Annotated in this window: 12 protein-coding genes; 3 read left to right on the plus strand and 9 right to left on the minus strand. The window is 56.2% G+C overall.

The annotated features are described in order from the left end of the window. From HBA49_RS07605 to dapE, 6 genes are all read right to left on the minus strand, one after another. Complete coding sequence (locus HBA49_RS07605; protein WP_225865992.1) at window positions 1-1,233, minus strand: serpin family protein; 1,233 nt, start codon at window positions 1,231-1,233, stop codon at window positions 1-3. Window positions 1,234-1,242: 9 nt separating this feature from the next. After that, a complete protein-coding gene (locus HBA49_RS07610) occupies window positions 1,243-2,121 on the minus strand; it encodes a methyltransferase domain-containing protein (protein ID WP_005527262.1) in 879 nt (292 codons plus the stop codon). A 124-nt stretch (window positions 2,122-2,245) separates the two neighbouring features. Next, entirely contained in the window at window positions 2,246-2,416 is a 171-nt protein-coding gene (locus tag HBA49_RS07615) for a DUF3117 domain-containing protein (protein ID WP_005523397.1), read from the minus strand. A 193-nt stretch (window positions 2,417-2,609) separates the two neighbouring features. After that, on the minus strand, window positions 2,610-2,903 hold the full coding sequence (locus tag HBA49_RS07620; RefSeq protein ID WP_005523399.1) for a hypothetical protein: 294 nt from the start codon (window positions 2,901-2,903) through the stop codon (window positions 2,610-2,612). Window positions 2,904-2,978: 75 nt separating this feature from the next. Next, on the minus strand, window positions 2,979-3,743 hold the full coding sequence (locus HBA49_RS07625) for an LOG family protein (protein WP_005527181.1): 765 nt from the start codon (window positions 3,741-3,743) through the stop codon (window positions 2,979-2,981). Further along, a complete protein-coding gene (gene dapE / locus HBA49_RS07630; RefSeq protein ID WP_005527401.1) occupies window positions 3,736-4,842 on the minus strand; it encodes a succinyl-diaminopimelate desuccinylase in 1,107 nt (368 codons plus the stop codon). The genes HBA49_RS07625 and dapE overlap by 8 nt, the downstream gene beginning before the upstream one ends. A gap of 329 nt (window positions 4,843-5,171) precedes the next feature. On the opposite strand from dapE, the gene HBA49_RS07635 reads away from it, so the two are divergent. The 3 genes from HBA49_RS07635 to dapD all read left to right on the plus strand — a co-directional run bounded on the left by HBA49_RS07635 (window position 5,172) and on the right by dapD (window position 9,188). Next, window positions 5,172-6,137, plus strand: a complete 966-nt coding sequence (locus HBA49_RS07635; protein WP_005526969.1) for a DapH/DapD/GlmU-related protein — start codon at window positions 5,172-5,174, stop codon at window positions 6,135-6,137. 509 nt (window positions 6,138-6,646) lie between these two features. Continuing rightward, window positions 6,647-8,158 (plus strand): amino acid permease, encoded by a 1,512-nt coding sequence (locus tag HBA49_RS07640; RefSeq protein ID WP_005526993.1) that lies wholly within the window; start codon window positions 6,647-6,649, stop codon window positions 8,156-8,158. 55 nt (window positions 8,159-8,213) lie between these two features. Further along, window positions 8,214-9,188, plus strand: a complete 975-nt coding sequence (dapD, locus tag HBA49_RS07645; RefSeq protein WP_005527441.1) for a 2,3,4,5-tetrahydropyridine-2,6-dicarboxylate N-succinyltransferase — start codon at window positions 8,214-8,216, stop codon at window positions 9,186-9,188. A 29-nt stretch (window positions 9,189-9,217) separates the two neighbouring features. On the opposite strand, the gene HBA49_RS07650 is transcribed toward dapD, so the two are convergent. The 3 genes from HBA49_RS07650 to dapC all read right to left on the minus strand — a co-directional run bounded on the left by HBA49_RS07650 (window position 9,218) and on the right by dapC (window position 14,051). Next, a complete protein-coding gene (locus HBA49_RS07650) occupies window positions 9,218-11,269 on the minus strand; it encodes a hypothetical protein (protein ID WP_005527246.1) in 2,052 nt (683 codons plus the stop codon). 293 nt (window positions 11,270-11,562) lie between these two features. Then, window positions 11,563-12,150 (minus strand): GtrA family protein, encoded by a 588-nt coding sequence (locus HBA49_RS07655; protein ID WP_034996120.1) that lies wholly within the window; start codon window positions 12,148-12,150, stop codon window positions 11,563-11,565. A 782-nt stretch (window positions 12,151-12,932) separates the two neighbouring features. After that, the gene (gene dapC / locus HBA49_RS07660) at window positions 12,933-14,051 is read right to left on the minus strand and encodes a succinyldiaminopimelate transaminase (RefSeq protein WP_005527151.1); all 1,119 of its coding nucleotides are present in this window, start codon (window positions 14,049-14,051) and stop codon (window positions 12,933-12,935) included. Window positions 14,052-14,148: the final 97 nt, after the last annotated feature.

Consider the following 14,148-nt stretch of genomic DNA (forward strand, 5'->3'; position numbering starts at 1 on the left):
TTACCCTTTGGTTGGGTCGCCAACATAGCTAAAAAACAGGGGTGTGGCGGTTTTTGCGTCGCCGACGATGAAGTAGAACGGCCGGTCGGCAATGATGGTGATGTCTCCGTTCATTGGTGTCGCCATCGATTCCATGCCGACCTCGGTGACGGCACCGGCCACTGTGCCTTCTTCATCCACAATGATGAAGGCCTGCTGCACCGCCTGGACGATATTGGTGGGTAGGTCGGTCATTTTTGTCAGTTTTACTTTCTCCCCCAGGCCAACATGGTTGAAAAACCCCTTGAGGTCCTTGCTGGTTGTAAACCTGAATTTGGGAAGGCCAACTTTTAAAATGGCGGTCTGTTCCTGTGCGGTCACCAGGCGGGATAATGCCTGCCGCAGCTTTGTTGGGGTCACCTCCCCCATGTCATCATCGGGGATGAGGATGAAGGCGGAAAGTTCCTTATCGGTGTAGTCCAGTCGCACTCCCTGCCACCCATCGGACGCAATATAAGGGCCATGATGCTGAAAGAGCCACATCATGTCGACCCGAGTAATGGTGCCGTCAGCTTTGGTGAAGTCGTATTTAATCGTGTCGTCTGCCTTGAAGGGGACCAGCCACTTGGCAGCGAAGATGATAGCGTTTTGGAGCACCAGCTTCATGTCCGGGGTGACGGTGAGCCCGGATCCTTTCACCAATCCGCCGGTATTGGTTCGCACCCAGCTATCAAGATTGCCTTTTGTCACCTTGCCGGTTTCTATCGGCACATCCCACCCAGTGATCGTGTCACTGTATTCCGGTTTGATGGGAATTTTCGGGTCGACAAGCAGCCTCGCTGCTGCGGAAATCACCGGCACAGCCCCTGGCTTATTGGTGGGCTCCCCGGCCCACTTGCGCCACATTGTCCATGCCGGTTGCAGTCGTTTCGGGTCGATCGTTACTTTGCTGGTGGCGCCCTCGGCGATGACGCCGGCGGCGGCAGCCGCCCCCACCGGACTCACTACCCTATTGGGGGAACTCTGCTGGTCGCTACCTTGGCCCTGGCCCCTGGCCAGGTCGGTGCTGCCCAGCAGGGAAAGCCCGATGGTCAGCAGATCGGATTGGTCTTCTCCCTCGACGGGAGTGAAGGAATCATCCAGCTGCGCCTCCGCCCGGGTGCAGGCCGTCACCAATAGTGGTGCCGCGATGGCGGAAAGGCCAAGCAGGCAGAGGAAACGTCGACGATTTAGGGGGTTTCGGCTCAGACTCATGCCCCAAGCCTAGTAATCCTGGTGGACCCTCCGCAGTCGAGTGACCGAAGCCCGGGCGGTCACCTGCATGGTATCCGGCAGGGTGGCGATGCGTTCCGCCAGAATGTCGGGGTGAATGTGCCTGGCCGAGGGACTCATGCCGATCTGGGTGGCAATGGATTGTTGGTCTAGATTCATGACGAATTCGATAGTGGTGGAGTCGGCCACAGGCACCAAATGTTCGGCGGCCTGGGCGATCATCCGGTCGAGTTTGCCTTCTTCAATGTCGGCGATGCCGAGGGGCCGACGCAGCTCCGCAAGGTGCCCGTGGTTGGGGGTGACCACAATGACCTCACCCTGGGGTTTGAGGATGCGGGCGAATTCGGCAGCGTTACGGGGGGCGAACACCACGGCGATGGCATCCACACTGGCATCCCGAATGGGCAGACGGGACCACACGTCGGCCACCACGGCACCAACCCTGGGGTGGCAGACGGCCAGGAGCTCCGCGGCGTGGGTGGACACGTCAATGCCGATGCCGCGGGCGCCGGCCACGGAATCGAGCACGTGGGACAGGTAATAGCCGGTACCGGCACCCACCTCGGTAATCACGGGTTGGGCATCATCCGGCAACCCAATATCGTCGAACAGGTCTTCTATAGTGGTGGAGACGGCTTCGACGAATGGGGCGAAATGCCCATGCGATAGAAATGTCTCCCGGGCGGTAATCATCGACAGGTCATCGCCGCTATACCGCAACCCATTATCTCCAGCAAGCGTGATATATCCCGCCGGGGCAACGTCGTAAACATGCCCGGATTCGGAAATCAATTGGGTGAAATCATCATTACCGGTGAGTGCGGTGCCATCAATGGGATCAGCAAGAACGTCAATAATATCTTTAATCATGAATTATATTCCTTATTTTTGGGTCTGCTCACTAAAAAATGGGCTCGCCTCACACAAAGACGAACCCATATCACATACGGAACGTGAGACAATGAGACCTGGTTATTCTTGCGTTAAAAGGTGCCTAAGCCTCAGCAACAGCGGTGAGTAATTGGCCCAACTCCGCAGCCTCCGCCTTATTTAGCTCAATGACTAATCGCCCACCACCATCCGTGGGGATGCGCATCACAATTTTCCGGCTTTCGATGACCGCTTCCATTGGGCCGTTACCGGTTCGGGGCTTCATAGCAGCCATGGGCACTTCACCATTCCCTATGTCGACAGTTTTCTACGCGGACCCCACTATCGGGAGCCCACAGCGTTGTTTCTATCTTAGCCCGATTACCAGGTGAATAACCTAATATGCAGGGTAATAAAAAAGCCATTTTCTCCAGCATCGCCGCCACCACACGTCGCAAAGCAACCAGGTAGCACGCAATTTAGCAAACCTACTGTGGGGTTGAATTAATCTCCGCGACCTGCTTGCGCAACTGAGCAATCTCCGTCAATAACGCATCAATCACCACATCCACCTGATCCTGCCGATACCCACGCAGCACCGTAGCGAACTTAATTTCGTCAAGGTTATTGTCCTTAATCGCCGCAAGATTCGCAGCATTCACATTCACCGTATTGTCCATAGGGGGTACCTGCTCGCCACGACCGAAGACACTAGCAAAAATGGCAAAAAATACCACGCCAAACAGGCCCATGAGCACAATGAGCACAATCCACGACAGCATAGCGCCTCGATCGACCTTTCATAAAAACCAAAACTAACACCTTGACCCTAGCATTTTTGGAGCGTTACGACGCCGCTACGTCCGCTCCCGCATCGACTGGTGCACCGCCATAATATGCGCCACCGCCTCATCCACGCTATCGGTCAATAAGAATAATTCTAGATCATCAGCAGCAATCATCCCCTCCGCCACCAGGCGATCCGTCAACCACTGCACCAACGGCTGCCAAAAATCCACCCCCATCAGCACAATGGGATAATTCGTCACCTTGCCGGTCTGCACCATGCACAACACCTCAAACAGCTCATCCAACGTGCCAAAACCACCCGGCAAACACACAAACGCCTGCGAATACTTCAAAAACATGGTCTTCCGCGCAAAGAAATACCGAAAATTCACCCCCAAATCCACATACTCGTTGATCCCCTGCTCCTTCGGCAGCTCAATGCCCAATCCCACCGACAAGCCATCGGCCTCCTGCGCGCCCCGATTCGCCGACTCCATCACACCCGGGCCACCACCCGTAATCACCGCATACTGCGACTCCACCAGCTTCCGGCCCAACGTACGACCCAACTCATAGTAGGGGCTCCCCACCGGATGGCGAGCCGACCCGAACACCGTCACCGCTGGCGGCAACTCATGCAACGCATCAAACCCGGTCACAAACTCCGACTGAATCCGCAGCACCCGCCACGGATCCGCATGATTCCAATCATGGTCCGCCTCATGCTCCAATAGCCGCTGATCGTATGTGGACCGGACCGGCTTATCCGACTGCCGCACTAACACCGGCCCCCGCAACAAACGCTTTTTCTCATGGTTCTGCTTCCTATTCATCGGTTTCTCCCGCCTGTAGATAGGTCATCAACGTGTCAAACACCGACGTAATCATCCATATCGGACACTGTTCATCCTTCTTATGACAATACGCCGGATCCCCCGGACCGAAATTCACCGCCGGAATCCCCAACTCGCTAAACCGAGCCACATCAGTCCATCCATATTTTGCCCGAACCTGACCCCCAGTCGCCGCAACCAGCCGGCGCACCACCGGCAAATCCAGCCCCGGCCGCGCCCCCGGCACAATATCATCAATCTCGTACTCCACCCCTTCCGGCAGATCCAACACCGCCAACATGTGGGCCAGAGCCTCCTCCTGAGTACGGTTCGGGGCAAACCGGAAATTCACAAACAGCCACGCCTCGTCAGGAATCGTGTTGGTGGCCACCCCGGATTCGCAATGCACAATATTCAGGCCCTCGTGATACCGGCAGCCGTCGACAAGCACCTCCTGCGCCTCATATGCCGCAATATTGCTGATAACCGGCGCGAGGGCATGCATCGCATTCTTCCCCAACCACGAACGGGCCGAATGCGCCCGCACCCCATGCGCCGTCACCCGCAACCGAATCGACCCCTGGCATCCTGCCTCAATAATCGCCCCCGACGGCTCCCCCAATAACGCCACATCCCCCAGCAACCAGTCAGGATGCGCCCCATGAATCAACCCCAAACCATTAAACCGGGCCGCAACCTCCTCCCCCTCGTAACACACTAGCGTGAGATCGTAAGCCAGCGCCGGATCATTCGCCAACCGGGCAAACACGGCCAAATACACCGCCAAACCCGACTTCATATCCACCGTGCCACATCCAAATAATGTGTCCTCATCCTGGTCATTCACCCCCCGCGCACAAGGAACATTCTCCGCAATGGGAACTGTATCTATGTGCCCAGCCAACACTACCCGCTGCGGCAAACCACGCTGCGTGCGCACCACCAGCGAATTTTCATGACGCAACACCTCCACCCCAGGAATCAACCGCAACGCCCGCTCCAGCATATCCGCCAACGGCCGCTCCTCATGCGACACCGACGGCACATCCACCAACGCAGCCGTCAATGAAACCGGATCCAGAGTAAAAAGATCAATCATGCACTACACCATACCTGCCACACCCAACCGGCACACCGACTACCGCACCACAAACACGCCATAAGCCAAACCTTAAAATCAAACATGTTACCTATAAAAAATAACGACTTTTGGGGGTAAATACTGGGTAATTCCCCAAAAGAAGAGACAAAACTCACCCCCACGCCAACTCACCGCAAAATCACCCGCCATACCTGCACCTCCACCGCAGATAATCCCATTCAGACCCACCAACACCCCTCATAATGCCCCCTACTCCCTCACCCGGAACCCCCAAACATGATTCACAGATTTCTAAAAATGTCAAGAGTTATAGCTAAAATAATGGCATGACAGTAATCGGCGCACAGGCGATTGGTATTGCCAATATCGCAATGGACGGGTCCGTCTTAGACACCTGGTACCCCTATCCAGAATTAATCACCAACACCTCTGACCCATCCGGAACCGAACGACTCGGTGCCCAGGACCTGCCGATCAAACTCCTCAACCTCATCAAAATCGACCAAGACCGCATGGTCGAACAAGTCGCGGTACGCACCACCATCGCCGACCTTTCCAAACCGCCCACCGATGCCCACGACGTCTACCTGCGACTCCACCTCCTCTCCCACCGACTCGTCAAACCCACCACCATCAACATGGACGACGCAGTCGAACGCCTCACCATTACCGTCTGGACCAACAAAGGCCCCTGCCTCCCTGACAATTTCGAACACATGCGCGCCGCACTCCGCTCCCGCGGCCTCATCCATGTCTATGGCATCGACTCGCTCCCCAGAATGGTCGACTATGTGGTGCCCGCCGGCGTACAAATCACCGAAGCCGAACGGGTCCGCCTCGGCGCTTACCTCGCACCAGGCACCCGGGTCATACGGGAAGGCTTCGTCTCCCACAATGCCGGCACCCTAGGCCCCGGCCGGGTTGAGGGTCGTATCGCATCTGGCACCGTGGTAGGAACCAATATTGACCTGGGAATTTCTGCCTCGCTGGTGTCGATGAAACCAGCCCCCTTACATGTAGGCAATAACTGTTCCCTCGGGGTTTCCGCCGCGGTCATCGGCCTGAATCTGGGCGATAACGTGCACGTTGGCAATAATATTGTGCTAGATCCCACCACACCGCTCCTATTCGCGGACAGTGAGGAGATTCATCTGGCTGGGGAGATTGATGGCCAATCTAACTGGCTCATCCAAATGGAAAAGCATTCCGTAGAGCCGGTGGCCCGGCGCCTTACCGACCACGACGCCAAATTCATGCTGCGGAACCCACCTGTCAGCGACTACACCTACTAGTTTTCCTTACAGCCCTGGGCATTATCGGCGCATCACCACTTGTCATCCCCGCGTGATCGGTGTGTGATGCGACAAAAACATAACCGAGCGGGCACACAACAGGTCAAGAAGTGTCCGCTACGCTACGGTTGGTCGCGCCGTACCAGTGCTGCGCCGGCTGCGCACACTCTCATGGAACGCCACCTGCACCGGGCCTGTCCGAACCAGGCTGCTCAAACCAACACAACACCACCACTCACCGACCCCACAAGCCCCCACGGCCCTCACCGCCAACAACTCCACCCACGCCCCGCGAACCAGGCATGACCTCAAGCATGACCCTGGTATCAATAAAGCTAAGCGTTGGTCGTGTCGTACGGTAGTGCGGTTTTCCGCCCAGCCGCATTCGTTAGGTTTTTCGAATAGATTTTTGCCATTCTGAGCAATATCATTGCGCAGATTTTCGTATTTTGCGAAGGTTTAGACCGTTTCACCCTACTTTACCCCCTGTAAGGGGATAAAGTCGTAGCATGACCGAATCAACCGCAAATAATCCGACCCCCCGGGTAACCCCGACTGGGGCCGATAATCATCAGGGCGGCGACGCGACCGGGGTTGGGGGATCTTCGCAATCCGAGCCGCAACAGCAGTCGACTCATTCGCCCACGGTGTCCACTACCAAACTCGGTAGGGGGCTGAAAACCCGCCATTTGACCATGATGGGTCTCGGGTCGGCCATTGGTGCCGGGCTGTTCTTATCTACCGGCGTGGGCATCCATATTGCGGGCCCGGCGGTGATTCTCGGCTATGTGTTGGCCGGCATTATTGTGCTGCTGATTATGCAGATGCTTGGGGAGATGGCGGCGGCTCGGCCGAATTCCGGGTCGTTCTCGGTGTATGCAGAGCAGGCATTGGGGCATTGGGCTGGGTTTTCGCTCGGGTGGTTGTATTGGTTCATGCTCACCATGGTGATGGGGGCGGAGATGACCGGTGCCGCCGGCATCATGGGTCAGTGGTTTGGTATTGATCCGTGGATTCCCGCGTTGGTGTGTGTGACGTTTTTCGCCGTGGTGAATTTAGCGAATGTGCAAGGGTTTGGCGAGTTCGAGTTTTGGTTCGCATTCGTCAAGGTCGCGGTTATTCTTTTCTTCCTCATCGTGGGAATATTATTAATCTTTGGGCTCTTGCCGGACACGGAATTCGTTGGTGCCCACAATCTTACGAACGGCAGTTTCATGCCGAATGGTATCCCAGGTGTGGCCGCCGGGTTGTTGGCGGTGGCGTTCGCGTTTGGCGGCATTGAGATTGTGACGATTGCGGCTGCGGAGTCGGAGAACCCGTCGTCGGCAATTGCCACGGCGGTGCGGTCGGTTATTTGGCGGATTTCGCTGTTTTATTTGGGTTCGGTGACGATCATTATTTTCCTCATGCCCTACGACATGATTGGTGGGGCGAAGACCGCGGCGGAGTCACCGTTCACCATTATTTTGGGGATGGCGCACATCCCGTATGTGGTGGGGTTCATGGAACTGATTATCGTGTTGGCCCTGTTGTCGGCGTTTAATGCCCAGATTTATGGCACGTCACGGCTGGTGTATTCGTTTGCGAAGCGCCACGATGCGCCGCAGGTGTTTGCGAAGACGAATAAGAATAAGGTGCCGACGAATTCGGTGCTATTGAGCATGTTTTTCGCGTTCGTGTCGGTGGGGTTGCAGTATTGGAATCCGCCCGGGCTGTTGGCGTTTTTATTGAATGCGGTGGGTGGCTGCATGATTACGTTGTGGATCATGGTTGCGGTGACATGGTTGCGCCTACATCCAGTGTTGGTGGCAGGTGAGGAAATCACGACGGTGCGGATGCCGGGGTATCCGTGGACGGCGATTGTGTGTCTCCTGTTATTGGGCGGGTTGGTGTTATTGATGCTTTCCGATGCCGCATCCCGATCGCAGGTGATATCGGTGGCTATGGTGTTTGGGTTTGCGTCCCTCATGAGTTTTGTAGCGAAACGTTTCCATCCGAGTACCCGAAACCTTGAGTCGTAGCGGTGCGCATGCGGCTTTGACAAGCATCACAATTAGTGCAGTACACTCGGTTGTCATGACTTCTGCTTTTGCTACTGGCCTGGCCACGATTCATTCCAATGACACCGTTCTTGATGTTTGGTTCCCTGACCCCAAGCTTTCCGACGATGCGCGCGAGTCGGGGACCGAGTTTCCCGATAAGGTGCCCGCCGAGTTGCATCCGCTCACCCATATTGATGCGGCACGCGAAACCCGGCGGGAGGTGGTGTACACGCAGATCGCTTCGCTTGACGACGCCCCACAGGATGCGTTTGATGCCTATCTGCGGCTGCATTTGTTGTCGCATCGACTGGTCAAGCCGCACGGATTAAACCTTGACGGCGTGTTTGGGCTATTGGCAAATGTGGTGTGGACGAATCATGGCCCGTGTTTGCCTGCCGGTTTTGAGGCCACCCGGGCGAAGCTGCAAACCCGGGGGCCGGTTGTGGTGTATGGGGTGGATAAGTTCCCACGCATGGTGGATTATGTGATGCCGACCGGGGTACGGATTGGTGACGCAGATCGGGTGCGGTTGGGGGCACATCTTGCGGAGGGGACGACCGTGATGCATGAGGGGTTTGTGAATTTTAATGCCGGCACTTTGGGCAATTCCATGGTGGAGGGCCGGATTTCCGCCGGCGTGGTGGTCGATGATGGCACTGATATTGGTGGCGGCGCCTCGATCATGGGAACCTTGTCGGGTGGCGGCAAGGAGGTTATTTCGTTGGGGAAGCGCTGCTTGTTGGGGGCGAACTCCGGCTGCGGGATTTCGTTGGGAGATGATTGCGTGGTGGAGGCTGGCCTGTATGTGACGGCTGGGACGAAGTTGACGGTGCGGGGTTCGGTTGCCGAGGCCTTGGGCTTGCAGGATGGGGACACCGCGAAGGCGGTGGAGTTGTCGGGGGCAAGCAATGTGCTGTACCGGCGGCATTCGGTGACCGGCGCGGTGGAGGCCACCAATTGGAAGTCTGCCGCAGTGGCGCTCAATGATGCTTTGCATGCCAATAACTAGGCCGGCCACCGCCTAGCCTCTAATCCCGCCTAGAAGGCCAGTAGTTTCGCTACTTGGTCGTGGTTGGTGGGTTCGTCGCCGATGTCGGGGGTGGTTTCCGCGTCGTGGGCGGCGGCCCAGAGGGCAAGGAGCTGCCCGTTGGTCAGCATGTGGTTCAGGGTTTCCAGCTCGGCGCGAATGAATTGCACTCCGTTGGAGCGACCGGTGTTGAAGCGGCCCATTCGGGAGCCGAGGGAGGTGTCTAACCAGATGAGTTCCCGATCCACCAGGTCCACGATAAAGGGGATGGCAGAGGTGGATTTCACATGTACATTCATGGCGGTTTCCACGGTGCGGGGTTCGAAAATCTCCCCCGCCATTGCCTGACTGCGGACCATGATTCCTGCCACATTGTCGATATCGTCGAATTTGTCTCCGGAAAAGCTGATGAGCTGCGGGATTGCGTACCGCACGGTTGGTAGTTCCTGCCAAATCGTGTCCTTGATGTCAACGAATTCGCAGGCGCCGTCGGGGAGGGGCGCATAGGTGATGTCGCCGGAGTGCAGCACGGAGTTTTTCAGCCGGTTGCTGGACAGGTTGGTGTAATCGAGGTAGCCCAATTGTTCCATGAGGAGCGCGTCGGCGAAGCACACACCAAGATCGACGTCGTGCCCATACCAGTGGACGAATAGCCGCATGATGCTGCCGTCGCCAAGCGGGAGCCGCTGGCCGCGGGCGAGAGCGAGTTTACTTGTCGACGCTTCCCGCCGCACCAATTCCACGGGCACCGTGGAGCCGACGGGGACGGGCCCTGTGGGTGCGGGTGCGGCGCGTAACCGTTGGCGCATGGCTGCCCTAAGGGTGTCGAGTACCGCGGATTTCAGCCACGATTCCACTGGTGGGTTGTTGGTTTCTTTGAGTACGTTCCGGCCGCGGATTCGGAAGACTTTTAGTGGCGCGTCCCGGTTGCTGATGCCGTTGTAGCAGGAGATGAGGGTGGTGAGCCGGGCTTTCGGGGCTGCCTCTGCCAAGGCGCTGAGCAGGGCATCTGCGGAGGGTTTTTTGCTGCGGGAGAGCCGCATGAGGTGGTCGACGCGCCGAAGCAGGTTGCCCGGGTTGGTGGCTAATAACCGGACGGCGGCAGGAACGTCGTTACGCAGCAGGGCGGCCTCCACTTGGGAGTTGAAGGTGCGGTGGGCGGTTTTGCCGAAGATGATTGTCAGGTGGGTGTGGACTTCCGCAGCCTGCGGCAGTTCGAATGGGTGGACGGGGCGGAGGGCTCGGCGCCATAGTTTTTTGTGGCGCATCACCATGTCAAGGTTGGTGTTATCGGTGAATCGGGCCAGGGCCCGGAGAATACTGCGTCGTTGCGGCCGGGGGATGCTGCGCATGTCCAGGCGAAATTCGGCACTACTGAGCAGGTCGACGGCCCGGTCTGGTTCTTTGCAATAGGCGGCCAGTACGGTGCGGAGCACGTCGGTTGCGGTGCGAGCCAGGGCCAGTCCGGTATCGAGTCGTTCATGCGGGTGGGGAATCTCGCAGAGGGCTACGGCAAAGTTATCTCCGCTGGTAAAACCGGTGGTGGCCATGAGTTCGGGCACGTTGATACCCAGCTCTGCGATGACGTCATGGAGGAATTCCCGGTCGGCGGGACTGAGTGCTACCGCCTTGGCCCATTCATCCTGCACTAATTGTGGGGTGAGTTCAACGAGGGTGAGCCGCCGGAAATTTTGGGTCCAATCGGTGTGGACCAGCTTGGTACGTTCGAAGGTTTTTTCGATATCGGGGCGCCATCGGCCATAGGTGAGGTAGTGATAGATTTGAGTGAGAAACAGCTCAATGTCCGGCATGGTGGCAACCTGCTCGGGGAAACCAGGAAACATGGGTTGCCAGGTTCGATTGGCGCCGATGGTGGTGCCTGCTTGAGTAATGAGATTGACGAGTTCTTCGAGGGAAAGTTGTTGTAGTTCTTGCGGGTCTGCGATGAATCCCACGGTGAGGAGTTCCGCCAGGGCGGTGTGGGCTTGCGCCGCGGTAACCCCATCGGTAGTGGTGTGGGTTTGGGGGATGATGCCGCGTCGCAGCATCGCCGGGGTAATCATGTCGGTGCTCCAAAGAGAAAGCCGACCTCACCAGCGCTGGCTGAGGTCGGCTATGACGTGTAAGGACGAGGATAGTAAAACCTGTGGTTTTAAAGGAACGAAGAAGTAACAGGCTTTTGTGTGCCTCGCCAGCATTCTAGTATGCCCCAGAATACTATACATGTCAAAAACCTTATATAACCCACCCCCGAATGCGCTGAGCGGCGAGGATAATGAAACCCGTGGTACTCCCCTAAAGTATGAAGAAGTAACGAGCTTCTGGGTGCCTCGCCGTACTTATAAGTGTACACGCATTATTTATGTGCCGCGTAGGGTTCTGTATGAATAATCACTTTGGGAGTGCGGGGTTTCCGGAACGCCCAAAGCTTATTGATAATGAAGTTCACCGGCATAGACACCAGAATGGCAATGGCACTGGCGTAATACAGCTTGGTGCGCAGCCCAGTGGAGTCGTCGAAAACATCCGAAGGCAGGGCAATCGGCGAGGTGGGGTTCATAAGCAGCGTGGTAACCACCAGGCTCACCAGAAACGCCAGGACACCCGTGGTGAGGAAGGCAATATATCCCCGAAACCAGCCCACTGCGGAGGATTTAAAGGTCCACATGCGATTTAGTTGATAGTTCCAGGTGTTAGCAACCAGGAAGGCGATGGTCACAAAGATGTGGTACCAGCGGATATTGAAGCTGGTACCCAGGAGATTCATGAAGACGTCGTTTTGGTGAAGCCCAAATCCCCATTCAGCAATTTTTTTGCTGAGGTACATGGCGAAGAGATTGACAAAAACGCCAGAACCACCCACCATGCCAAATTGAATAAACTGGCCAAGGCTATTACGTCCTTGATGATTACTATTCGCCAACGCGGATCTCCCTGAACTCATGGGGCATAACTTTTATGAGCTTACCCGGTAGTGCAGCGCATTAAATACATGGGGGGATAATCGGACAACGCAGCACGTCGAAAAGCGCAGCCAATTTTAGCATTATGGCTATTTCATTAATTGGTACGAAAATTATAGATTAGCTCATGTGATGGGGTGACACAGCTGCTGCAACATCAGTTACAAACATCCATACTCATAGCGCCACCCCCATATGGTGTAACTAGCGGGTCGAGAACCCCCTAGGTATCTGAAGACCATAGCGACGCAACTCCGCTATAGAGTTTTTATCACCTTTGCTATCAGATGGTGTGAGCGGGAATGTTATGGGGTGAGCTAGATGCCCAGTACCGGTATTCCAATTTTTCGGTGGGGTAAATCTAGGGTGTCCGCGGCGAGTGACGTCGACGTTCCAACCTTGCCGCTCGGCTATCTTTTGCAGTTTCCGTAGTCGAGCGGGAATTCGTGGTCTAGCGATCGTAATCAACTCCTTTCACCTCTTTCGGTGAGTGAATGAATAGGTAGGGAGTGCACTAAGGCTCTGCCACAACAGTAGTGGCAGAGCCTTAAATCAACCTTGAACCATAGTTGGGTTTTGCTTATTGTCCAGCAAAAATAGCAGAGGATGTATTACTTTACCGCGTTATCTTCGGCTTTACTCGAAAGTAGTAAAAATGCAGCCATAAAAATACCCCCTTATCCCACTTTCTGCTACAGAATCACACTCCCCAAATTGGGGTTATTGCGGTATTGCAAATCCCCATAACAGGGGGCCTGATAAATTACTTCTTTGCTAACCGACGCACACATTTGTCAATGTTTTCATCAGTTTCTGTCAATGCCAATCGCACAAATGTACGTGATGTTGGCCCATAGAATTCGCCCGGCGCCACTAAAATCCCCCGCTCAGCAAACCAATCCACAGTTGCCCAACAATCCTCATCCCGGGTTACCCACAGGTATAGGCCACCCTCAGAATTCACCACGGTGAAGCCGGCCTCAATGACCGCCTTGAGTAGTCGCACGCGACGCTGCGCATACCGTAGCCGCTGTAATGCTTCTTGGTCATCATCCTGCAGCGCCGCCACGAACGCGGCCTGGATCGGGTAGGGAACCATTAATCCGGCATGCTTCCGCAGCTCGGTCAGCTCCGCAATGATTGCGGGATCGCCAGCGAGGAAGCCGACACGATAGCTGGCCAGATTAGATGTTTTTGACAGGGAGTGGATGGCCAATAGGTTTCGGTGATCCCCCGTGGTTACTTCTGGGGATAGGATGGATTGAGCTTCGCCTTCCCACACTAACCCCAGGTAGCATTCATCGCTGGCGACGATCACGTCATGATCCCGAGCCCAGTCGATGACTTTGCGCAGGTGTGCCGCATCGAGGATTTTCCCGGTAGGGTTGGCGGGGGAATTAAGGAATATCAGGTCGATATCATCCGGGTTGATGCTCTCTTCGTCGAGTTCCCATGGGGCATCGCTGCGCACGGGGGTGGCACCAGCCAACAGGACCCCCACCTCGTAGGTGGGGTAGGCGATTTCCGGAATGATGACGGTACCACGGCAGCCTAGGAGGGTGGGAAGCCAGGCGATAGCTTCTTTTGTACCGATGACGGGCAGCACCGCGGTCGTTTCATCATTGCGGGGAATATGGTAGCGACGTTCCAGGGAAGCGACTATGGCGTCGCGGAGCGCGGCCGTGCCAATGGTTTGGGGATAACCCGGGTAGGCGCCGGCCTCGGCGAGGGCCAATTGGATGCCGGGGGCGACCGCATCCACGGGGGAGCCGACGGAAAGGTTCACCAGTCCGTCGGGGTGGGCGCCAGCTTTGCGTTTTGCGGGCTCTAGGAGATTCCAGGGGAAATCCGGGAGAGTACTGCTTAATGTGATTCGTGCCATAATGGCTTTAGGGTATCACTTGGATGATTCCGGGCGATAGTCTGCGCCAGCGCCAGCCGCGGTTTTATGGCCGCTATGCTTCGTCATGCGTGACGAT

Origin of the sequence: Corynebacterium matruchotii, from assembly GCF_011612265.2 — a bacterium.
Lineage (GTDB): Bacteria > Actinomycetota > Actinomycetes > Mycobacteriales > Mycobacteriaceae > Corynebacterium > Corynebacterium matruchotii.